Source organism: Pseudoalteromonas sp. MER144-MNA-CIBAN-0113, from assembly GCF_040308965.1.
GTDB classification, from domain to species: domain Bacteria; phylum Pseudomonadota; class Gammaproteobacteria; order Enterobacterales; family Alteromonadaceae; genus Pseudoalteromonas; species Pseudoalteromonas tetraodonis.
The window spans coordinates 33,779-56,174 of record NZ_JBEOOG010000022.1 but is presented as its reverse complement, the minus strand read 5'-3'; the positions used below and the strand labels follow the sequence as shown (position 1 = coordinate 56,174).

General features: G+C 40.9%; 20 protein-coding genes. 5 read left to right on the top strand and 15 right to left on the bottom strand.

Annotation, left to right across the window (positions count from 1 at the left end):
- Positions 1–1,312: 1,312 nt before the first annotated feature.
- Positions 1,313–2,014, bottom strand: coding sequence for a purine-nucleoside phosphorylase (gene deoD, locus AAEY57_RS08115; protein ID WP_008110728.1), 702 nt, complete (start codon positions 2,012–2,014; stop codon positions 1,313–1,315).
- Positions 2,015–2,078: 64 nt separating this feature from the next.
- Positions 2,079–3,296 (bottom strand): phosphopentomutase, encoded by a 1,218-nt coding sequence (locus AAEY57_RS08110; protein ID WP_008110730.1) that lies wholly within the window; start codon positions 3,294–3,296, stop codon positions 2,079–2,081.
- A gap of 192 nt (positions 3,297–3,488) precedes the next feature.
- On the opposite strand from AAEY57_RS08110, the gene udk reads away from it, so the two are divergent.
- The gene (udk, locus tag AAEY57_RS08105) at positions 3,489–4,118 is read left to right on the top strand and encodes a uridine kinase (protein ID WP_008110733.1); all 630 of its coding nucleotides are present in this window, start codon (positions 3,489–3,491) and stop codon (positions 4,116–4,118) included.
- 17 nt (positions 4,119–4,135) lie between these two features.
- Positions 4,136–5,359 (top strand): NupC/NupG family nucleoside CNT transporter, encoded by a 1,224-nt coding sequence (locus tag AAEY57_RS08100; protein ID WP_350607377.1) that lies wholly within the window; start codon positions 4,136–4,138, stop codon positions 5,357–5,359.
- 497 nt (positions 5,360–5,856) lie between these two features.
- Here the strand turns inward: AAEY57_RS08100 and AAEY57_RS08095 are convergent, their stop codons facing one another.
- The 13 genes from AAEY57_RS08095 to AAEY57_RS08035 all read right to left on the bottom strand — a co-directional run bounded on the left by AAEY57_RS08095 (position 5,857) and on the right by AAEY57_RS08035 (position 16,998).
- Positions 5,857–6,615, bottom strand: coding sequence for a substrate-binding periplasmic protein (locus AAEY57_RS08095; RefSeq protein WP_008110737.1), 759 nt, complete (start codon positions 6,613–6,615; stop codon positions 5,857–5,859).
- A gap of 203 nt (positions 6,616–6,818) precedes the next feature.
- Positions 6,819–7,028: a cold-shock protein gene (locus AAEY57_RS08090; RefSeq protein WP_008467029.1), complete on the bottom strand. Its 210-nt coding sequence runs from the start codon at positions 7,026–7,028 to the stop codon at positions 6,819–6,821.
- A 259-nt stretch (positions 7,029–7,287) separates the two neighbouring features.
- Positions 7,288–7,995 (bottom strand): hypothetical protein, encoded by a 708-nt coding sequence (locus tag AAEY57_RS08085; protein WP_008110739.1) that lies wholly within the window; start codon positions 7,993–7,995, stop codon positions 7,288–7,290.
- Entirely contained in the window at positions 7,992–8,732 is a 741-nt protein-coding gene (locus AAEY57_RS08080) for an FTR1 family protein (RefSeq protein WP_008110740.1), read from the bottom strand. Before AAEY57_RS08080 ends, AAEY57_RS08085 begins: the two co-directional genes overlap by 4 nt.
- Positions 8,719–9,072, bottom strand: coding sequence for a cupredoxin domain-containing protein (locus AAEY57_RS08075; RefSeq protein ID WP_350607373.1), 354 nt, complete (start codon positions 9,070–9,072; stop codon positions 8,719–8,721). Before AAEY57_RS08075 ends, AAEY57_RS08080 begins: the two co-directional genes overlap by 14 nt.
- Positions 9,065–10,366, bottom strand: a complete 1,302-nt coding sequence (locus AAEY57_RS08070; RefSeq protein WP_350607371.1) for an ATP-binding protein — start codon at positions 10,364–10,366, stop codon at positions 9,065–9,067. Before AAEY57_RS08070 ends, AAEY57_RS08075 begins: the two co-directional genes overlap by 8 nt.
- Before the next feature lie 62 nt (positions 10,367–10,428).
- Positions 10,429–11,088, bottom strand: coding sequence for a response regulator (locus AAEY57_RS08065; RefSeq protein WP_350607368.1), 660 nt, complete (start codon positions 11,086–11,088; stop codon positions 10,429–10,431).
- 11 nt (positions 11,089–11,099) lie between these two features.
- Positions 11,100–11,747, bottom strand: coding sequence for a tetratricopeptide repeat protein (locus tag AAEY57_RS08060; RefSeq protein ID WP_350607366.1), 648 nt, complete (start codon positions 11,745–11,747; stop codon positions 11,100–11,102).
- A gap of 14 nt (positions 11,748–11,761) precedes the next feature.
- Positions 11,762–12,532: an SDR family oxidoreductase gene (locus AAEY57_RS08055; protein ID WP_350607364.1), complete on the bottom strand. Its 771-nt coding sequence runs from the start codon at positions 12,530–12,532 to the stop codon at positions 11,762–11,764.
- Positions 12,529–13,218, bottom strand: a complete 690-nt coding sequence (locus AAEY57_RS08050; protein ID WP_138570305.1) for an iron-containing redox enzyme family protein — start codon at positions 13,216–13,218, stop codon at positions 12,529–12,531. Before AAEY57_RS08050 ends, AAEY57_RS08055 begins: the two co-directional genes overlap by 4 nt.
- Entirely contained in the window at positions 13,211–14,689 is a 1,479-nt protein-coding gene (locus tag AAEY57_RS08045; protein ID WP_350607362.1) for an AMP-binding protein, read from the bottom strand. The genes AAEY57_RS08050 and AAEY57_RS08045 overlap by 8 nt, the downstream gene beginning before the upstream one ends.
- A complete protein-coding gene (locus AAEY57_RS08040) occupies positions 14,686–15,342 on the bottom strand; it encodes a thermostable hemolysin (RefSeq protein WP_350607359.1) in 657 nt (218 codons plus the stop codon). Before AAEY57_RS08040 ends, AAEY57_RS08045 begins: the two co-directional genes overlap by 4 nt.
- A gap of 87 nt (positions 15,343–15,429) precedes the next feature.
- Entirely contained in the window at positions 15,430–16,998 is a 1,569-nt protein-coding gene (locus AAEY57_RS08035) for a sensor domain-containing diguanylate cyclase (RefSeq protein ID WP_502935492.1), read from the bottom strand.
- A gap of 247 nt (positions 16,999–17,245) precedes the next feature.
- On the opposite strand from AAEY57_RS08035, the gene AAEY57_RS08030 reads away from it, so the two are divergent.
- From AAEY57_RS08030 to AAEY57_RS08020, 3 genes are all read left to right on the top strand, one after another.
- Positions 17,246–19,057, top strand: a complete 1,812-nt coding sequence (locus tag AAEY57_RS08030) for a glycoside hydrolase family 3 protein (RefSeq protein ID WP_024602420.1) — start codon at positions 17,246–17,248, stop codon at positions 19,055–19,057.
- Position 19,058: 1 nt separating this feature from the next.
- Positions 19,059–19,793 (top strand): 5-oxoprolinase subunit PxpA, encoded by a 735-nt coding sequence (locus AAEY57_RS08025; RefSeq protein ID WP_024602421.1) that lies wholly within the window; start codon positions 19,059–19,061, stop codon positions 19,791–19,793.
- A 154-nt stretch (positions 19,794–19,947) separates the two neighbouring features.
- Positions 19,948–21,966, top strand: a complete 2,019-nt coding sequence (locus tag AAEY57_RS08020; protein WP_024602422.1) for a S9 family peptidase — start codon at positions 19,948–19,950, stop codon at positions 21,964–21,966.
- Positions 21,967–22,396: the final 430 nt, after the last annotated feature.

Genomic DNA, 22,396 nt, shown 5'->3' with positions numbered 1-22,396 from the left:
TTGAATCCTGAGAAAAAAGAAGAAATGCGGGCGGCATAAAATTTAACTTGAGGCGACAACTAACTTGAAAAACTCCGATACTTAATGACCTAAATCTGACGCGATATAAAATCGCTGCTACGAAAGACATTTATTACTAAAAACAATTTTTCACCACAGAGGTTCCCGAGGCGCTTTGCGCTACACAGAGGAAGATTGGTATTTTTTAAACATTTCTCTGTGAACTCTGTGTTCTCGGTGGTAAATACATATCTGACGCGATATAAAATCGCTGCTACGAAAGGCACTTACTGCTAAAAACATTTTTTCACCACAGAGGGTTCCGAGGCGCTTTGCGCTTCATAGAGGAAGATGGGTGTTTTTTAAGCATTTCTCTGTGAGCTCTGTGTTCTCGGTGGTAAATATTTATTTTTAATTAATGACTTTGCACGGCATAAAGCCCGCCTACATTAAATTCAGAAGGTAACCATATCAGTAGTCGGGAGTTTACCTCGCGTATTTGTGTTTAATATCCTAGACCTGACGCGATATAAAATCGCTGCTACGAAAGGCACTTACTGCTAAAAACAATTTTTCACCACAGAGGGTTCCGAGGCGCTTTGCGCTGCACAGAGGAAGATGGTTTTTTTTAAGCATTTCTCTGCGAGCTCTGTGTTCTCGGTGGTAAATATTTTTTAAATTAATGACCTTGCGCGGCATAAAGCCCCGCCTAAAGTAAATTTTGAAGGTAACCATATTAGTAGTCGGGAGTTTACCTCCCGCATTTGTGTTTAATATCCTAGACCTGACGCGATATAAAATCGCAGCTACGAAAGGCACTTACTACTAAAAACAATTTTTCACCACAGAGGATTCCGAGGCGCTTTGCGCTACACAGAGGTGGATTGGTATTTTTTAAGTATTTCTCTGTGAGCTGTGTGTTCTCGGTGGTAAATATTTTTTAAATTAATAACCTTGCGCGGCATAAAGCCCCGCCTAAAGTAAATTTAGAAGGTAACCATATCAGTAGGCGGAAGTTTACCTCGCGCATTTTAATCTGACATCTAAAGTCTAATTTCTTGTTTAAACACAGAGAAGTGAACGAGAGTAAATGAGAAAACAACGGGCTTCGAGTGACGAGCTGCGAGCTACTGCTAAAACCTTTGACCTAGTACCTGAAACCTAGGAACATAAAGCTCGTAGCCCGTAGCTCGCATCAAAATCTCAGGCATAAAAAAAGCCGCATAAAATGCGGCTTTGGGGGTTTAGTCTCACTTCACTTTGGGCGTGTCTCCAAAACTTAGTGAATACGTTACCAAGGAACTGTTTAAGACTAGATAGACTCTAATGCAATTTTAACCATTTCGTTGAACGTGGTTTGACGCTCATCTGCAGGTGTTGCTTCGCCGGTGATCACGTGATCGCTTACGGTGAATAATGCCATTGCTTTTGCGCCATACTCTGCAGCTACACCGTATAGGCCAGCTGTTTCCATATCAACCGCAAGTACACCTAGTTTGTCTAGGTCTTTGTAGAAAGTGTCATCAGCTTGATAGAAAGTATCGGTAGTAAATACGTTACCTACTTTTGCATCAATGCCTAAATCTTTAGCCGCATTAACGCCGTTTAAAAGTAAATCAAAGTTAGCAATCGCTGCAAAGTCAGTACCACGAACACGGGCACGGTTCACGTTAGAATCAGTGCTTGCACCTTGTGCAAAGATTACGTCGCGAATTTTAATATCGCTGCCAATACCACCACAGGTACCAATACGGATAATATTTTTAACGCCAAAACTAACAATAAGCTCACGAGCATAAATTGACATTGAAGGAATGCCCATGCCAGAACCCATAATGCTCACTGGCTTACCTTTGTAAGTTCCAGTAAAGCCGTACATGTTACGTACGCCAGTTACTTGCACTGCATCATCTAAAAAGTTTTCAGCAATATATTGTGCGCGTAGCGGATCGCCTGGCATTAATACTGTTTCGGCAAAATCACCTACGTTTGCACTGATATGCGGAGTACTCATTGATTGTTTTCCTTTTGTTTGGCTAAAAGCCCTATTACTTTAAAATAGCGAGCGTATTTCTAAGTTATTTAACTGTGTTCAGCTTATCAATAAAGCCATCACCATATTCTAACGCTTTAAGGTTAAACCATTGCGCAAGTGTTTGACCGATATCAGCAAAGCTATTGCGTTCGCCCAGTGGCATGTTGTTCATTCCTGGCTGGTAAGCAATAACTGGCACATATTCACGTGTGTGCTCAGACCCTGGAAAGGTCGGGTCACAGCCATGATCGGCGGTGATCATTAATAAATCATCTGGCTTTAGCTGATCTAAAATAGTTGGTAAGTAATCATCAAACTCTTTTAGCGCTTTAGCATAGCCAACAGGATTTCTGCGATGGCCAAACTTTTCATCAAAATCAACTAAATTGGTAAAAATTAAACTGTGATCCTGCGCAGTGGCCATCACTTCACTGGTTTTTTCTAGCAAGTTCATTAACCCTGGCGCTTTATGCTTTTGGGTAATGCCTTGGTGCGCATAAATATCTGAAATTTTACCAATACTGATTACTTCGCCACCGTCTTTTGCAAGTACATCAAGCAATGTTGGCGAAGGCGGTAATACTGAATAATCACGACGATTACCGGTTCTGGCAAAGTCTTGACTATTTGAACCCAAAAATGGCCGCGCAATCACTCGTCCTATATTCATTTCATCAAGCAGCGCCCGTGCGATTTCGCATACTTGATAAAGCTTCTCTAGACCGAATGATTCTTCATGCGCGGCTATTTGAAACACACTGTCAGCTGAGGTGTAACAGATTGGTTTACCTGTTTTTACGTGCTCTTCACCTAGCTGCTCTAAAATGGTGGTTCCCGATGCATGGCAATTGCCTAAAATGCCCGGAATACCTGTGCGAGCAATAAACTCGTCTACAAATTCTTGTGGGAAACTCGGTTGTGTTTTTGGGAAATATCCCCAATCAAATAACACTGGCACGCCAGCCATTTCCCAATGACCCGATGGCGTGTCTTTACCGCTTGAAAGCTCTTTTGCATAACCCCATGCACCTTGTGGCTCATTTCGGTCAGCAATTAAACAGGGTTCTTTACCAGCGGCTTCACATGCATCAACTAACCCTAATTTTGAAAGGTTAGGAAGCGAAAGCTTACTGCCAGTTTCGTCATAATATGCCTTGAGTAAATGTGCGAATGTATTAGCACCTACATCACCGAATTTATCTGCATCGGGTGCTGCGCCAATTCCTAAACTATCCGCCATTAAGATAATTGCTCTTGCCATTGTGACCTCACATCTGTTCTAGGTGGTTACTTTATCTGCTCTTCGATTTTTCCGTACAGGACATAAGTCCTGTTTCATAAAACCTAAACATTATAAATTTGCACTCTTAAGCGAAGCAAAAGAGATTAATCGTGTCTTTTTTGCTATTGTGATCTACCAACAATATATCCTTCTGTGTGGGTGAGAACTTTAGTGACACGAACTATTATAGCTATTGCAGGCGCATCGGCGTCCGGCAAATCTCTATTTAGCCAAACAATTTATAATGAATTGGTAAATGAGCTTGAACCAGGCGCTATCGCCATTATTGAAGAAGATGCTTATTACAAGGATCAATCGCATTTGCCGATGGCACATCGTACGCAAACGAATTACGACCATCCTGATGCATTTGAACACGAACTAATGCTTGAGCATTTAACACAACTTCGTAATGGCCACTCTGTTGAAGTACCAACTTATGATTATGCCCAACATACACGCAGCGATAAAACACGCCGTGTGGCTTCGGCTAAAATACTCATTGTAGAAGGTATTTTATTACTGAGCGATAAAGCGCTTAATAAAGAATTTGATATCAAGGTGTTTATAGATACACCGCTAGATATTTGTTTAATGCGCCGAATGCAACGCGACATGGAACAAAGAGGCAGAACATTACAATCTGTTGTTGAGCAATATCAAGCAACTGTTAGACCGATGTTTTATCAATTTATTGAGCCTTCAAAGCATAACGCTGATTTAGTTGTGACTCGAGGCGGTATGAATCGCGTTGCGATTGATATTATAAAAAGTAAAATAAAGTACATTTTACAAGAATAACAACGGGAAACGTTTGTATGACAACATTTATGAGCTTAGTAGGCATGATGGTGCTACTAGGCATTGCCTTTGCAGCCTCAACTAATCGCAAAGCAATAAAACTAAGAACCGTGGGTATCGCATTTTTAATGCAAATTGTGATCGGCGGATTTGTACTGTTTTTTGAAGCAGGCAAAAATGTATTAGCGAGTATGTCTCGCGCCGTTTCATCGGTTATTGGTTACGCCAACGATGGAATTAGCTTTTTATTTGGCCCATTAGCTTCGCAAGATACGCTAGGGTTTATTTTTGCAATTCAAGTATTGCCCGTTATTGTGTTTTTCTCAGCGTTGGTCGCTGTGTTATACCACCTAGGCATTATGGATTGGATTATTAAAATTTTGGGTGGCGGTTTACAAAAATTATTGAAAACCTCACGCACCGAGTCGCTTTCAGCCACAGCAAACATTTTTGTTGGCCAAACTGAAGCACCTTTAATTGTTAAACCGTTTATTGCAACCATGACCAAGTCGGAATTGTTTGCTGTAATGGTGGGTGGCTTAGCCACCGTAGCAGGCTCTGTAATGGCCGGTTATGTAATTATTGGTGTAGACCTTAAGTATTTAATTGCAGCCAGCTTTATGGCAGCACCAGGTGGTTTCTTAATGGCAAAAATGATAGTGCCAGAGACAGAAACACCTAAAGATGATTTAGCCGATATAGATTTAGGCGACGATAAACCGGTTAATGTTATTGACGCAGCAGCATCAGGCGCAGCAAACGGTATGCACTTAGCATTAAACGTAGGCGCTATGCTTCTGGCATTTGTTGCACTGATTGCGTTATTAAACGGTTTATTAGGCGGTATTGGTGGGTTGTTTGATTACCCTACATTAACGCTACAAGAAATTTTAGGCTACTTGTTTGCCCCTGTTGCATGGCTACTCGGTGTACCGTGGAATGAGGCAATTTTAGCCGGCAGCTTTATTGGTCAAAAGTTAGTAGTAAATGAATTTGTTGCTTACTTAGACTTTATAAATTATCGCGATACGTTAAGTGCGCATACACAAGCAATTGTTACTTTTGCATTGTGTGGCTTTGCTAACTTATCATCGATAGCCATTTTACTAGGTGGATTAGGCGGTATGGCGCCTAGTCGGCGAAAGGATATCGCACGCTTAGGGCTCAGAGCAGTGTTAGCAGGATCTATGGCTAACCTTATGAGCGCAGCAATTGCTGGGTTTTTCCTCTCGCTAGCTTAGAAACTTAATGAGATGATCCATCTGTTGCAAAACAATAGGATAGCGCTTTAAGGGGTTAAAGCACTATCTGACTTGAACGATACTTCACCAAGGGCCGCAAGGCCCTTTTATCGTTTTAGTACCTCTACTTTTTAAATCCTTTTAATATCTTCGTTAATTCTCACGTTCTCTCTACGATTAATACCAATTCGCTTAGTTAAGTAGTCTATTTTGAGGCTGGAAAACGTATTGATAGCAAGGCAGAAAATTTGTTATTTAGTTGTTCTCGGCAATTGCTCCTGCATTGCTCTACCTTCTGCATCCATGCAGTCGTAAATGAGAATTTTTTAACGCAGGTAGCGACACGTTTAGCCCCGTAAAATGATTAAGTATTATTCAGCACAGGCAGAGTGTTAAGGTCATTATGCCGTGCAGTTAATAACGGTGAAGAAATGCCTGAGAGACTAACGAGCAGTGAAATGCTATGCGTTTAGCTATGATGTCGGATAGCGATGAATTTAATTTTTAACGTAACGGTTAATGTAAGGTTTATACTCAGATTCAGCTTTAAGTTGCTTTAATGCTTGATTAAAACGTTCCACCACCACGGGTGAGGCAGCCTTATTAAAACCAATATAATTGCCTTTTAGCTCATCTACATGAATTTGTTTAAGCTTTACTACGTCATCCCTTGAATAGCCAAATGGTTCAGTTTGGTGGCCTATGGTAAAGTCAGATCCAATAATTAAATCGATACGTTTTTTAAAAAACAGACGCATAAATGAGTCTGCTTCACTAAATAGCAATAAGTTTTTATCAGCTACAAACCCAAGTCGACGCACCAGCATTTCATAAATATCGCCTCGTACTATGCCTAGCGAGTAGTTTTTAGCTTGGGTGATATCGTCCATGACAATATGTTCACTGGTTTTTAATTTATAAAAATAGGTTTGATTTGACACCAAGGGTCCAACCCATTTAAAAAGAGGCTCTCGCTCTTGCGTTTTTGCCAAAGAAAAAATGGCTGACTGCGGGTTACTTTGCACTAAGTGGTAAGCACGCTTCCAAGGTAGCATTATAAACTCGCACTCTAGCGCTGCACGGGCACAGGTATCTTTTACTATGTCATGATTGATACCCACCAATTGGCCAGTGCCATCTTGAAAGTTATACGGGGGAAAACTTTCGGTATAAATAACCAGTTTAGGCTCAGCAGCCTGAATTTTTTGGCTAAATAACAGCGCAAAAGCTAATAGTATAAATTTATAGATACACACCCCCTATGATTTAAGTAATAACTTTAACCTAGAAAACTCGTAGAGACTATTAATTTATAACGCTGTCTGTAATGTTAAAATAGCAGATGACTTAAATAGAAATAAAATGACGGGAATGTTAAAGCGGTGGTGTAATATTCTTAAATTTTGGGCACAAAAAAAGCGCCTTAAGCGCTTTTTTTCATTTTACTTAAAAAGTAAAATTATAGAGCTGTGATGTTATCAGCTTGAGGACCTTTTTGACCTTGTGAAAGAGTGAACTCTACACGTTGGCCTTCAGCTAAAGTTTTGAAACCTTCGCTTTTGATTGCTGAGAAATGTGCGAAAACGTCTGGACCATTTTCTTGCTCGATGAAACCAAAACCTTTAGACTCGTTGAACCACTTAACTGTACCTGATACGATGTTAGACATAGTATTATTCCTGATATAAAAATTAAATTGTGCCCTAGTGGGCGGTGTAGCAAAAAATGAGATGGTACTTAAAAACTTCAGGACGGTACTACAAGTATTACTTATACAACAACGAAATGGAGATTTATAAATTACATGCTTTCTTTCTAGCTGCGGCCTACTATATAGAGTTACAGTGACAAGTCAACCTTTTATGCAATTTAATTAATAAAATAACGCTCGTAACCCACTTTATACATTAAGTACTTGTTTAAGCAGCTTAAAACTCAAACTCTAACGCCATTCTAAAGCTATGATTCTTCTCTGACTGGCTGATTTCAGTAATAAAACCGGCTTCCCACTTTAATTGTTTTTGCCCATCAAAGCGGTGTAAACCAATAAACCCTGGACCAATACCCACAAAGTCTTCCCCTAAATACATTTCAATCGCAGGTTGAAATGCAGCACGATAGCGGTAACGATACTGCGCTCTAAACTCACTTTCCCACTCGTTTTCTATGTCTTGCCCCCACTCGTACACTAAAAAGGCATTAAGCGTTAAACTGGCGCGATCTATCTCTTTTTCAACTACAAATCCCGTTGTGGCTTCAAAAACATCTTTGGTGTGTTGTTTTTCTAGTTCAAACAAAGCGCCCCAATCGGCCCATAATCGGCCTTGTTCTATTAGTTGCCATCTAAGCTCCAATTCATATGCTTGTAAGCCAAAGTCGCCGTTGTCGTCTCGCTCACCCACTAAATAACCTTCTAGTGCCATGGTATCGTTAATTGCCCCGCCCAACCCTAAACGCTGCGCTAAAATATTGCCGCTGTCAGTTTGGTGCGATACGAATCGCCATTCGACCTCGCGTTCAAACGGTAAAACGTACGGGTGATATACTTTATCCACCACCATTCCGTCGGCGTGCGCGTATGTGGGTATCAATAAACCAATTAACATAGCACCTGCAAATAACTTCATTGCCTTCATGATTGTTCCTTAGCCATTGATTTAGGAATAAAATAACAAACAGATAAAAAGACCACGCTGCTTAGGATATAACTTAAAACACTGGTTAAATTAGGTGTGGCCTCATAACCAATAAACGCACGCAACATACGCCCAAACTCTGAATTTTCGGTTAAAATAGCACGTAAATCCCAAACCGTTGCGGTGGTTGCTATCACATCAATTTGACTGGCTAAATCCAGTGCTACCACTAGTTTTGCTGCACTATTTAGTGCTAGTAAAAGTAAAATAGGGGAAAGTCCGAAACGCTGTTTAATGGCACTCAATAAAAAGTACAGCAACACACTAAAACTACTGCATATTCCAAGCCCTAAAAAAGTGCCAATAAATAAGCTTTGTGCCGCTTCGTTGCTTTGCCAAAATCCAATTAAATAAATTATGTAATGACTCAAATAAAGCGTCATCACACTCATAATTGCGATAATAAAAGCAGCTGTTGCTCGTTTAACGGCGTAGTGCAGTGCACTGAAAAAAATTAAAATACACAAGCCAATCTGAGTATATTCTAAACCTTGGTAATCGAACCAAGGACTAATAATCGGGGCGCTTTTTACAAATAAAAATGTTAAGCCTATACCTAAACCAAGCATACCCAGCAACCGTAGCAAACTTTGCTTGGCAATCACTTGCAGCAAAATAAGTAAAATGGCCACCGGCAGTAACTGATTGAGGCTCATCACTAAACTAGTTATTAGCATTGGGTTGCTCCTTATCAGTGACAATAACAGCACCGCGCGCAGTATTTGGCGAAAACTCACCAAAAAATTCATAGCGGCCAGGTGTTAATGGCCCAATATAAATCACGCTTTTACGATTAGGGTAAAGCACTTTCTCTCGGTTGAGATCAAAGCTGTCGAATTCTTCAGGCGTACTATCTTGATTTTCGATTAACAAGCGTACCTTTTTATTAGCTGGCACGACGATTTCTGCGGGGTAAAACAAATGATCTTTAAGTACAACTAAATACTCTTTGCTAGCAACATTAAATGACAAAAATATGCAGCAATATAAGTAAGGGCTAATAAGTCGTTTAATCACATTTAGCTCCTGCAAAAACCACCTGCACCTTTAAGCCGCCCAAAGCGCTTTCCGTTAAATTAATCTGGGCGTTATAAATAGCGATAATATGCTGAACTATTGCCATGCCCAAGCCAGCTCCCTGCTCACCTGAAGGATGTTGATCGCCGCCAACGCGATAAAAGCGATTAAATACTCGTTTTTTTTGCTCATCCGTCATACCTGGGCCACTGTCTTCTATTTGCCAAATACGCTGCCTGTGCGTTTGATTTAGGGTTATTTTTATTTGTCCATTTGCTGGCGTGTACTTAATGGCGTTACTGAGTAAATTTGAAATCAACGTCACTAAGGTAAATTCATCACCATTAATAATAAAGTCATCCCCATCAAGGCTGATGGAATGATTTTTAGCCGCCAATTTATCATATAACTGGCTAACCACGGCTTGGCTAATGCCCAATAATGACTGTTCTTTAAATTGCTTTTGCCACTGCTCTGGCTGAGTGCGTCCGAGGATCAACATTTGCTCTACGATATTGGTGAGTCGATTAATACCTTGAGTCATGGCTTGTAACTCTTGGTTATCACCTTGCTGCGCCGCAAGATTATGCACATTTATTTTTAAGCTACTCAAAGGAGTACGTAACTCATGGGCCGCATCAGAGGCAAAAAAGCGTTCTCGTAAATAGGCGGTTTCTACGCGTTTAAATAAGTCGTTCAAGCGGCTGATCACCGGTTTTATTTCTTCATCGGTTACCTGCCAATTAATAGCAGTGAAGTCATTTGCTTGGCGCTGTGCTAGTTGCCTTGATAAGCGCGTTAATGGGGCTAATGCGTACTTCACAAAAAAGCTAATAAATAGCGCAAGCAAAGGAACCGCCCATAACATGGGTAACATGGCTGATAAAATCACCGCCTCGGCAAGCTCAAACCGCTTAGCAATCGGCTCGGCAACAATAACAGTGCGTAAAGAAGTAGCAAAAACGAATACCCGCATTCGCTGCCCTGCAATATTAAGCGTTTGAAAACCCGCTTGATATTGGCTCAAATCAAGATTTAATTCGTCAGAACCGCTAAGTAGCTCACCACTTTGCCAAATTTGATACAGTAGCTGGGCGCTTTCTTGCATTTTTGGCGCCATAGCGTTAATAGATAGAGGCTGTTGCATCAAGACTCCAGCCACCACTTTTAGCTCACTATCGAGTAATTGCTCACCATGGCTCATACTTTTTTGATAGCCTTTTACTAAAGCTAAAAAGCAGGTTAACACCATCATTGACAGTAAGATAAGTGTTAAACGCTTACGAATTGACATAGAGCATGGTTACCTTTGTAAATTCAAGTTTGTGCAATCTAGGGGGGGGTTAATCACGTGAGCTATCTCTTTCCCACAACATAGCCAATACCACGGAGAGTTTTAATAAAATCGCTGGGGAATTTTTTTCGTAGGTGATGAATATGCACTTCAATGGTGTTGGAGCCGACTTCTTCTCCCCACTGGTATAGCTTGTTTTCTAGCTGCTGTTTAGATTGCACTCTGCCTTGGTTTTCTAATAACGCTTTTAGCAGCATATATTCTTTGCGAGGCAAAGAAAGCGGTTCATTGGCTAAAGTGACCGTGTGTGCAGACGTATCCATGGTCACTTCACCACAGTGTAATAAACTTGACTGAGTTTGATTTACTCGCCGGCTCGCCACACGCAAGCGAGCAAATAACTCGGCGGGCTCAAACGGTTTAGCTAAATAATCATCAGCGCCCATATCAAGCCCTTGCACCTTGTCATCTATGCTACTGCGCGCAGTAAGTATCACCACCGGAATGATTTTTTTTTGCGACTTTATCTGCTTTAAAACTTGCGAGCCATCACCATCGGGTAAACCAAGGTCAAGTATCACCATTTCTATTTCGCCACTGCCTAAGCATTGCAATGCATGCTTAACCGTTGCGCTATGCTCTACACTATAACCTTCTTGGCGCAATGAGCGACAAAGCGCTTGGGCTACAAGGTGATCGTCTTCGACTAATAATAAATGCATTGTGGCGTGTGTTATCTCTTTAGTTTTTTATCAACTTTAGCTAATAATTGGCTAATGGCTTGCTGACGATATTTGTCCGCTTTGGGGCGAGTATCACGAATGCCCGCCGCTTGTGCAACTAACAAATGGGCTTTAGCTTGTTTGTATTGGCGTTCATCATATAAAAATTCACCATATAAGTAATTAGTATCAATGCCTTTTTGGTTAAAAGCGAGTGCTTGCTTAAATAATTTATCTGCGGTGTCATCATCACCAAAGCCAATAGGCCAACCGGGCACCTTACTGTATAAGGTTGCAAGGCTTGCATACGCTGAGCCCCCTAAAGCACTGTCGTCTATTTTAAGGGCTTGTTCTAATGACGCCTTTGCATCTTTAGCATAACCGAGCGCCCCTAAACCACCTTTTGCACCAGCAAAACTGGCCAGCACAATGCCATTCCACGTATAGCTATTTGCCGAATCCGGATAGTGTTTCGTAAACTCACTACTTTGCTCACTTAACGCTGTAAACGCTTTAATTTGGGCATCGTCTTTAAGTTCATAATTAGCCACCGCCCATTGCTGTTGGATTGCCAGTAAATCACTTTGCTCATCGGCCAGCACCGGTGATGAACTCACGCACGCTGCTATAAAATAGCTCACTAAATTAAATTTTTTCATCATAAGATCCTCTATTAACCTAAAAACTGCTTTATTTTAGGTAGTTGCTTTGCAATAGCGCTATCAACAACACGCGGAAATACGCCATTAATACGGGCAAATAATTTCTCAGGAAAACCAATAAATCGTCTGGTTTTATTTGAGTTTAATAACGCAACTAACTCATCTGCCACTAACTGTGGAGAGTCCATTTTGTTACCTAGCGCCTTATTCATTGCTCGTGTTTGTGCATTATTAATATCTGTATCGGTAGCTCTTGGTGCTAAATAGCTTACTTTAACGGGCGTATCTGAAAGCTCTCGAGATAGCGCTTCGCTAAAACCACGCAAACCAAATTTGCTCGCGCAATATAAAGTTTGATACGGATAACCTATGCTGCCAAACGACGAGCCGACATTAATAATATGCCCCTTCGATGCGTGCAACTGCGCTAAAAACAGCTGACATAACTTCATAGGAATAGCCAAGTTAGTGTTCAATATCTTGTCGATTTGTTCACTACTCGATGCACTTAAGCTTTGCATCACATTAATGCCTGCATTGTTTATCAGTAACTTAGCGCCACCTAGTTGCTTAGCTTTAATGGCTAATGCCAACATGTTTTCGGCAACCGTTAAATCGCCGACAAAAACCATACTGCCAGGACATTGGCTACTTAACGTATTGAGGGCATCACTATTTCGCCCTACCAAAAGTAACTGCCAACCTTGGCCGTGTAGTGTTTTGGCAATGGCTTGACCAATTCCACCTGTCGCACCAGTTAATACACATAAGCCGGTATTCATGCATGTTGCTCTTGTGCTGATGCTTTAAAAAACGGCTCGTCATCTAAAGCGCGAAAAATATCGCCGTACAAACGGTAAAAACATTTTGCGCCATGTAAAATAGCCTGCTGATCCGCCTCGTCAGTAATTTGATTCATTAGGTTTTCAAAAAACTTAACATGCTCTATATCAAGCGCGCCGTGAGAGGTTAAATAGCTAAACGCTTTTTTAGGAAGTCCTACTGCATTTGCTATGTTTGATGCGGCACCGTCGGCTAGCGCAATTGAAGTTCCTTCTAATACGTGAACCATGCCAAAAAAGCTAAGCGGATTTTTACGTGCAATACTATCGTAGGCATACGACACCATCATTTCAGTGGCGAATTGTGGCTGACTATGGCGCACACATTCTTTGTCAAACCCACAGGCTGCAATATCGTTTAGCACCCACTCTTGATGACCAATTTCTTCTTCAATATATTCAGCTACCGCTTCGCGTAACCATTCTTGCTCGTCAGTTAAACGTGCGCCAAGTGACATCATTAAAGGAACGGTGTGTTTTACATGATGATAAGCCTGCGCTAAAAACGAGGCATACTCTTCAAGCGTTGCTTGTCCGTTAAATACACGCTGTATAATTGGCGCAGCTAATAAGTACTCACGCTCGTTTTGAGTTTGTGCTTTTAATGTATTAAAAAAATCACTCATGGATCACTTCTCCAAGTCGGTAGAACTGTTCAAAAATAGGGCTATAGTGCTGACTAATTGCCGCTCGTTTAGGGCGATTATTAGCGGTTAATAATCCTTGCTGCTCGTTTAAAGGTTGGGCTAAACGGTGCCACTTTTTAATCTGTGCGTAGTCAGGAAGTTGCTGGTTTACTGTTTTTAAATGTGCTGTTAATTGCGCATCACTAAACTTGGGAGCCGCATAGATAAGCGCGCTTAAAAATGGCTGGCTTTCACCAAACACCACCGCTTGCTGTATCGCACTTTGGCTTAAAATTAATGATTCAGGCCATTCGGCGCTAACATTGCGCCCCATACTGGTGATGATCAGGTTTTTTACTCGCCCTTTGATGTACAGCTTATTATTGCGCTTAGTTACTAAGTCGCCAGTGGCGTACCAGGTATTTGGGTTATGCGGCGCTTGATTTAAATACCCTAAAAATAGCTCACCCTTTATGTACAACTGGCCTTTTTCGATTTTGGTTTGTATGTGCGGTAGTACAGTGCCGGCACTCTTTAAATCATCATTTTTGGGCGTATTTAAACTTACGACAGATGCCGCCTCTGATAATCCATACCCCTGATAAACAGGTAAATTAAGCTCTCTGGCGGTGGCAATTAAAGCATCACTCACGAGCGCTCCGCCAACTGCAATAAACTGTAATGACTTTGGCGGCTGCCAACCTTGTTTTGCAAACGCAATTAAACACGTTAATAACTCAGGCACTAAAATAAGGGTGTTAGGTTTTACACTATCGATTGCGCTAATGAGTTTGTTAGGGTTTTTTAACCCTGAGCCAACAAAACCTAATTCGTTTAATGGCATTAAATGTACACAACCGCCACTTAACAAAGGCGCATACACACCGGCTATATTTTCCAGTAGTACTGGCAGCGGAAGTAAGCATAAATGCACAGGATTGCTAATGTTTATTTGCTCACATAACGACTTAGCTACCTGCATCTGGCTTTGTGTTGATAAGCACACCCCTTTTGGCTCGCCAGTAGAGCCTGAAGTAAAGGTAATTTTTTGCGTACCAGTAAAATAGTCCACAGGCTCAATCGCATCGAGCTGATAAATATAAAGGGTATAATGCTCAAATAATGTTACTGACAGCGAATGCTTACCTAGCGAATGACGAGGCATATCACTAATAAAAAACTGCGCACCGCATTGAGCTAACACATACTGTGTTTGCTGCTGACTAAAAAAATGGGCAATAGGCACCGCAACCTTGTTGGCAGCGCTGGTTGCGGCATCCACAATCAGCCAAGCGGGTGTATTATCAAGCTGAAAGGCCATTGCACCAGAGTCTAAAGCGGTAAAAATAGCTGTCAGCTTATTGGTTTCTTGTTGTAACTCCAAAGCGCTTATAGGCAGTACCTGATTGGCTAAGTAGCTAACAACCACGGGCTCATTCGCTACCTTATTAATATTATTTAATAGGCTCATAAGCACTCCAACGCAGTCATCAATGCATTAATTTGTTGTGTGTTTTGCTGTTTAATATTTAACAGCATGGGTGTGTTTAGCACTTGCTGATGTGCCTGCGCTAAATCAACAATGCACACCGTTGGCTGGTTCTCATAATAACTACCCCAGCTTTTTGGCTGTTCTACTACACTGCCATTAGCCAGTGCAATTTCGTTGCAGCTTACACCTAGTAAACGTAATAAGGCGCGTACTTTATTGGTAGCACAAAACACTAAGTGGCTCGCGCCAAAGCCGCACAAAGCTTCATTTACAATAATAAAATGAGACAACGTGGCTTTTCTGTGTATTGAATAAAGATTACCTAACTCAAACACTTTACTGCGCTGTGTGCCCATTGGTAAAAACTGCTCAATGGGCGCTGCTAAATATTGTTCAATAAATAAAGGAGAAGTGGCGTTTCTAAGCCCTAATGTGCAATGCCCTTGCTGAATTTTATACTGACAGAGTAATGGCATAAATGAAGTTAGGCTGGCATTGTACGCAGCTAAAAAGCCTTGTTTTACTGTATCTTCAAGGCGCTGACGGTGTTCATCACATTCTCTGGCGCTCACAAACTGTGTGAACGACTGAAAAAGTGCTGATGATGACTGTTGTTGTTGAGCTAGTTGCATAAAAGCATCGCCTGTATTAAATCTATAGATAGAATTTAATAGGCGAAACTTAAATAAAACTTAAGGTAAATTAATTTTTTAAAAAATTTAATTTAGACTGGCTATCACGGTTTTATTTCGGCCCGTTTCTTTTGCATGATAGAGCGCTTTGTCAGCACATTTGTATACTTGATCAATATCATCACTGTGCTGCGGCCATGTAGCAATGCCGATGGAGACATTTATACAACCAACTTTGGCCATCGGTGTATTCGCCACTTCATTACGTAACCGCTCAGCAATAACAAACGCGCTATCGCTATTTTCGTTCGGTAATATAAGTAAGAATTCCTCGCCACCTGTTCGCGCGACAATATCATCTTTGCGAGATACCTGCTTGATCACACACGTTAAAGTTTTTAGTACCTCATCGCCCACATCATGGCCAAAAGTGTCATTAACCCGTTTAAAAAAGTCGATATCTATTTCTAGAACCGCAAAGGGGATCTGTTTTTGAATTAATTTATCTAACAATAAATACAAACCTCGCCGATTATGCGCACCAGTTAGCGGATCGGTGAGTGCATCTTGGCGTAATTGCCCCATTTGTAACTGCAATGTATTCACTCCCTCTAACATTGCTGCTTTAAGTTGCTGCGCTTCAAAATACCATGATTTAATGTCTTTTAATTTATTAACATTATTTTCGTCATTTAATAAATGTGAGCTGTCAGCTAAGAGCTTTAAAGGTCTTGAAATAAAGTGCGCTAAAAGAGCAATAGCTAGTAACATCATAAGTACTAAAGGAGTGATACGTTTAAAAATCTCGATCCCCAACACATCTAAATAGGCGAGTGTGTCTTTTAATGGACGCTGAGCAACTATTCCCCAGTTGGCTATTTCTACAGGGGCATACCCTGCTAACATAGATATATTGTCACTGTTTTTTACTAATTCTTTCCCTAAGGAGCCACTTAACACAGCAGTGATCACTGAATTATTATTGACCTGTTCACCAATACGTTTGCTATCAGGGTGGTAAATTAGTTTTTTGTTCGCATCTACAACATAAATGTACGAACCACCAGAATAGTAATGCTGCTCTAATAGTTCACTTAAAATATTAGACTCCTTTAAATATAGCGTTCCTCCAATATAGCCCATATATTTGCCGTTTTTATCAAAAAATGGACTTGAAATAAAAATCACTAAGTTATTTTCAAGTGAGATATAAGGGTAACTGACCAGTGGTTGTTTTTTTGCAAGTGCTTGCTGCGCACCAATAGAAGAAGATGTGACGCCGAGCACATTCGGTAAATAAGGTGAGGTTGCCACCGTTATACCATTTTTGTTAATAACAACTGAGTTAAAACTATTGGTTTGCAAATGAAGACGCTTTACTTCCTTCTCTAACAATACATTGTTATCAAGATCTGCTTCTATTATTTTTGCAGAATATGCCAACTGTTGAAGTGCAGACTCTAAAAAATTATTCGTTGCTGAGGCCAGTTTATTAGCATAAGCGTAATTACTTTTTAGGGTGTAATTAATCAACTGCTCTTTTTGTACTTGATAAGTAAGATAAAAACTACTGCCTAGCGCAATAACAACGGCCGAAAGCGCTAAAAATAAAATGAGTTGTCTTAATTTTAAGGTAGTTTGAAAAGGAAAACGCAAATTGAATATCACTCTGAGTAAATAAAACGACTGCTATATTGCACGCGCACATAATACAGAAATTAAACTAAGTAGCCTAATTTTTGTTATTTTTGGAATAATAAAATGACATTTATTATGTATGTTGAGTTTTGCAGTTAAGCTCAATAATAGTTAAGCTGCGTGTACTTTATTTTTATTTAGCTTGAGGTGTGTGTTGCTAAATAAGTATCTGTTGTCGTCTTCTGTTTTTTTAATCGGATGTTTTATGCCACTAAAATCTTCTTTTGCCGATCCTGCACTGTCACTTAAGCAGCAACTTGGGCAAAAGCTCATGCTCGATTTACGCTATTTTTGCCATCAAGGAAGCAGTGAGCGTTGTAGAACGGCACTCACTGAGCTACCTGATGAACTTGCTAAAGCAATTAGCCGTTATGATATTGGTGGGGTTATTTTATTTTCCGAAAACACCCAAAGCATAGAGCAAATAATTAACCTTAATCAGCAACTGCAACAAGCGGCGTCTCACTCTAAATCAGGCTTACCGCTTTTTATTTCAATTGATCAAGAAGGTGGACGCGTAGCACGACTGCCACGTGATGTGGCCACTTCATTTACCGGTAATATGTCAATTGGCGCCACCTATCCAGAGCATGGCACTTATTTCGCCACCCAAACCGCGAATGTTCTTGCCACGGAGCTTTCAGCATTGGGGATTAATGTAAATTACGCGCCAACCGTTGATGTAAACATGAACCCAGACAATCCTGTCATTAATGTCCGCTCTTTTAGTGAAAACCCAAATGATGTAGCAGTATTAGGTGCCGCACAAGTTAGTGAATTTGAAAAAAATGGCATTATTAGCGCACTAAAGCATTTTCCTGGGCATGGCGACACCAATGTAGATAGTCATACTGGCTTGCCTAAAGTGATGCATTCAAAAGAGGTGATTTACGCACAAGATTTAGCGCCCTTTAAACACATTATTGAGCAGCATAGTCCGGGCATGGTAATGACTGCGCATATTCAATACCCTGAGCTTGATAGCAGTACATTAACCAATGTAGACGGTAAGCAAATGATCAAGCCCGCGACAATGTCGCGTAAAATCATGACCGATATTCTACGTAAAGAACTTAACTATCAAGGTGTGGTGGTAACCGATGCACTTGATATGGCAGGTATTAGTCACTTTTTTAGTCCAACTCAAGCAATTATAAACACCTTTGCCGCTGGGGTTGATATTGCGCTGATGCCAATAGAGATTAGAACGCCAGATGACATTAAAAAGCTCGATGCTCTCATTGAGTCATTAGTCAATGCGGTTAAATCAGAGCAACTAAACGCACAGGAAATTGCGCATTCGGCACAGCGTATAACCTCACTTAAAAGTAAATTTAAATTAAACGCTTTTCCTGATCCCATTAAAGCATTAGCCAATGCTAAGCACATTATTGGTAATAAAGCACATCGCGAATTAGAAGCGTCACTGGCATTAGCGGCGATCACCCAAATAAAAAATAACAACAACACCTTGCCACTTAAGCTTACTGCTGGCCAACACATTCATATTATTATGCCCGATACGCGTAAATGTATGGCCATACAACAAGCCATAATGGCGCTCAGCTCACACGCATTAGTTTATAGCTGTAGCAGTTTACAAGGTTTTGACCCAATCGATGCTCAGCGAAATATAAACCAAGCTGATATTATTATTGCCGGAAATGCCACGCCTAATCAAAGCGCGGTGGAAATTGGCGGGATGGATGATTTAGCCGATAACCCAGACTTTGCCCTCAATAACGCAGAGCAACCTAAAGCACTTGAATCATTACTTAAAATGGCTAACAAGCAACAAATACCCACCGTGTTTATTAGTTTGCGAGCCCCTTATGATATTGCTCAGTTTGGCGATTCTGCCGATGCAGTATTAGCTTCATATGCTTATAATATTGACGTAGACAAAAACGAGCAAGTATCTGGGCCTGCATTTACAGCACTTGCTAAAGTATTACTCGGTCAAGCCCCTGCTAAAGGCAGCTTACCGGTAACTATTAAACAATCAAAGAGCCACTAATATGAAACTCAATTGTGACTTAGGTGAAAGCTTTGGCGCGTGGAAAATGGGGCTTGATGATCAAGTAATGCCGCATATTGATATGGCAAACATTGCCTGTGGTTTTCATGCGGGCGATCCTAGCGTTATGGCCAATACTCTTAAGCTCGCTAAACAGCATAATGTTATGATTGGCGCTCACCCAAGCTACCCCGATAAACAAGGATTTGGCAGACGCTCAATGAACCTGAGTGTGGCCGAGCTCACTCAGTGTTTACACTACCAAATAGCTGCTCTTGATGGCATGGCAAAGGCACAAGGATTAACCCTTCGTTATGTCAAACCCCATGGTGCGCTTTACAACGACATGATGAAACACCAGCCACTACTTAGTGCTGTGATGGGCGCGGTTGCCAGTTACCCTGCTGATCTAAAATTAATGATACTTGCCACGGCCGATGCTAAACACCACCATACAATGGCACGTCACCTTGGACTAACGCTTGTTTTAGAAGCGTTCGCAGACAGGCTATATACAGATCAAGGGCACCTCGTAGCACGAAATATAGCAGGCAGTGTGCATGATAAAGCAGCATTATTGGCACAAGTTAAACAGCTTTTGGCCAGTAACAGTGTGACTACCCAGTCAGGAAAATCGTTAAAACTTAACGCCGATAGTATTTGTGTGCACGGTGATAACGCCCAAGGTGTTGCGCTTATTGAAGACATTAAGGCACTTTGCAGCGCAAGCGTATAACTTCCTCTAAGCTGTAAACCCCCTTTACAGCTTTTACTTTCTTTTATCACCTTCATTCATTGGTAGTTTTAAATACTGGCTTCGTCGCATCTGACTGTTAATTATCCCTCTCCTACCCTATAAATAGAGCAGTGATTTAAAACAGGGATAAATAATGAAAACGCTTTTAGCTATGAGTCTTATACTGGGCAGCAGTCAATTAGCTGTTGCCAATACCGATACATTACAACTTCAAGATATCTTCAATCTTGAATATGCCAACCAAATAGACATAACAGAAGACGGTAAAACCGTGTATTTTGTCCGCAACCGCATGGATATTAAAACCGACCGTAAAGTAGCCAATATTTGGTCTGTTGATTACAGCACAGGGCAACTACAACCATTAACTTCTGGTGTATATATGGATTACTCGCCAGTAGTCTCTCCTGACGGACAGCGACTTGCTTTCATATCAAACCGAGATGGTAGCAACCAAATATATATTAAATGGTTAAAAACAGGGGCTATCGCTAAGGTTAGTAATTTAACTAGCAATCCAAGCTCACTAACTTGGACTCCTGATTCAAACCAGCTGGTGTTTAGTATGTTTGTTCCAATGGCGGCGTCTGCGCCTGTCAGCTTACCTGGAAAACCAAAAGGTGCCACGTGGGCAGAGCCTGCTAAATATATTGACGATGTTTATTATCGTGCCGATGGAGGGGGTTATACTGAAAAAGGGTTTAGTCAATTATTTACACTTGATGCCAATGGCGGTAATGCTCAACAACTCACCAACGATAATTTTAATAATGGTGGGGAAGTCAGCTTTAGTAAAGACGGTAAAACATTGTATTTTTCTGCTAATCGCAATGAAAATAATGAATTGAAGCCCACTAACACTGAGCTCTATCAACTCGATTTAGACTCGCTAGCCATTTTCCCTCTAACTGAGCGTAATGGGCCTGATCAACAACCTAAAGTGTCACCTGATGGCAAATACCTTGCCTATACAGGGTATGACGACAAGCGTACTAATTACGAAAACACCCAACTCTATATTCGCGATTTAAAAACAGGGAATACTCAAAGCCTAACCACCGATTTTGATAGAAGTGTTGGCCAAATTAAGTGGAGCGCGAACTCAAAAGGGCTTTATTTTAGCTATGCCGATGAAGGGCAAACTGCGCTGGCTTATCAACCTCGAAGTGGTAAACGTAAGGTGATTACCGAAAAAATAGGCAGTGTGGCGTTTGGTCGCCCTTATTCTGGTGGTGATTTTGATATTAGTGAAAATGGTGACATTGCGTTTACACTGGCTGATACCCAGCGCCCTGCTGATGTAGCTACAATAAAGAGAGGTACAGTAAAGCGTTTAACCGATTTAAACTCAGATGCACTACAAACTAAACAGCTCGCCAAGGTTGAAGAGTTATGGTTAAAATCAAGCCATGATGAGTTACCAATACAAGGCTGGGTTGCTTACCCGCCGGGTTTTGATAAATCAAAAAAATACCCACTGGTGCTTGAAATTCACGGTGGCCCTGTTGCTAATTATGGCCCGCACTTTAGTGCCGAAGTACAACTATTTGCCGCTAGAGGGAACGTGGTTTTATACATGAACCCACGTGGTAGTGATTCATACGGTAAAGAGTTTGCGCAAACCATCCATCATAATTACCCAAGCAATGATTACGATGATTTAATGACTGGGGTTGATGCGCTTATTGCAAAAGGGTTTATTGATGAATCTAAGTTATTTGTAACCGGTGGCTCTGGCGGCGGTGTATTAACTGCTTGGATTGTAGGTCATACAGATCGCTTTGCTGCAGCTGTTGTTGCCAAACCAGTAATTAATTGGATCAGCTTTGTACTCACTGCCGACTTCTATCCTTTCTTTGCCGATTATTGGTTTCCGGGCAAACCTTGGGATCATATTGAGCATTACATGAAACGCTCACCCATCAGTTATGTTGGCAATGTTAAAACCCCAACCATGTTACTCACGGGTGAGGCAGACTACCGTACGCCTATTTCAGAAACAGAGCAGTTTTATCAAGCCTTAAAATTGCAGGGAGTTGATACTGCGATGGTGCGTATTCCAAACGCCTCACATGGTATTACTGCCCGTCCATCTAACTTAATGACCAAAGTGGCATATATTCAATGGTGGTTTGATAAGCATTCGAAATAAAACGCAGAGTTATGAGTGACGAGCTATATAAGCTCGTTGCTCGAAGCTCACAAGTGTAAACCCCCTTTACAGCAATAATGTAAGTAACCCCTTACATACTCAAACTAAATATCGGACTTAGCTTCAGACTGAGTTGGTAAAAAATCGGTTTATAGAAGAAATAGTGCTGTGAGTTAGTAAAAAATCGGTTTGAGTCACTGTTTATAAGCCCTCAGTTAGTAAAAAAATGTTTTATAAGCTGCAGCAGTTAGTAAAAAATCGGTTTATTACTCTCTCGATACCTGCCTAAAACCTTTAAATTAATCGTTTAAGTGGTCAAATTGTGGGTTAGAAAGACAAATTCCCCTCTTTAATAATAAAAAATGGCCGTTATTAGCATGGTTAGTTAAAATCTGATCTGTATTAAGAGCAGCTAGTTAAATCGTGATCT

What these genes read in the sequence shown, in the direction of transcription:
- AAEY57_RS08050 (WP_138570305.1), bottom strand. Translation starts at nt 13,218, where the DNA reads ATGAGTGATTTTTTTAATACATTAAAAGCACAAACTCAAAACGAGCGT.
- deoD (WP_008110728.1), bottom strand. Translation starts at nt 2,014, where the DNA reads ATGAGTACTCCGCATATCAGTGCAAACGTAGGTGATTTTGCCGAAACA.
- AAEY57_RS08030 (WP_024602420.1), top strand. Translation starts at nt 17,246, where the DNA reads ATGCCACTAAAATCTTCTTTTGCCGATCCTGCACTGTCACTTAAGCAG.
- AAEY57_RS08040 (WP_350607359.1), bottom strand. Translation starts at nt 15,342, where the DNA reads ATGCAACTAGCTCAACAACAACAGTCATCATCAGCACTTTTTCAGTCG.
- AAEY57_RS08090 (WP_008467029.1), bottom strand. Translation starts at nt 7,028, where the DNA reads ATGTCTAACATCGTATCAGGTACAGTTAAGTGGTTCAACGAGTCTAAA.
- AAEY57_RS08110 (WP_008110730.1), bottom strand. Translation starts at nt 3,296, where the DNA reads ATGGCAAGAGCAATTATCTTAATGGCGGATAGTTTAGGAATTGGCGCA.
- AAEY57_RS08085 (WP_008110739.1), bottom strand. Translation starts at nt 7,995, where the DNA reads ATGAAGGCAATGAAGTTATTTGCAGGTGCTATGTTAATTGGTTTATTG.
- AAEY57_RS08060 (WP_350607366.1), bottom strand. Translation starts at nt 11,747, where the DNA reads ATGAAAAAATTTAATTTAGTGAGCTATTTTATAGCAGCGTGCGTGAGT.
- AAEY57_RS08070 (WP_350607371.1), bottom strand. Translation starts at nt 10,366, where the DNA reads ATGTCAATTCGTAAGCGTTTAACACTTATCTTACTGTCAATGATGGTG.
- AAEY57_RS08100 (WP_350607377.1), top strand. Translation starts at nt 4,136, where the DNA reads ATGACAACATTTATGAGCTTAGTAGGCATGATGGTGCTACTAGGCATT.
- AAEY57_RS08045 (WP_350607362.1), bottom strand. Translation starts at nt 14,689, where the DNA reads ATGAGCCTATTAAATAATATTAATAAGGTAGCGAATGAGCCCGTGGTT.
- AAEY57_RS08080 (WP_008110740.1), bottom strand. Translation starts at nt 8,732, where the DNA reads ATGCTAATAACTAGTTTAGTGATGAGCCTCAATCAGTTACTGCCGGTG.
- AAEY57_RS08055 (WP_350607364.1), bottom strand. Translation starts at nt 12,532, where the DNA reads ATGAATACCGGCTTATGTGTATTAACTGGTGCGACAGGTGGAATTGGT.
- AAEY57_RS08065 (WP_350607368.1), bottom strand. Translation starts at nt 11,088, where the DNA reads ATGCATTTATTATTAGTCGAAGACGATCACCTTGTAGCCCAAGCGCTT.
- AAEY57_RS08025 (WP_024602421.1), top strand. Translation starts at nt 19,059, where the DNA reads ATGAAACTCAATTGTGACTTAGGTGAAAGCTTTGGCGCGTGGAAAATG.
- AAEY57_RS08020 (WP_024602422.1), top strand. Translation starts at nt 19,948, where the DNA reads ATGAAAACGCTTTTAGCTATGAGTCTTATACTGGGCAGCAGTCAATTA.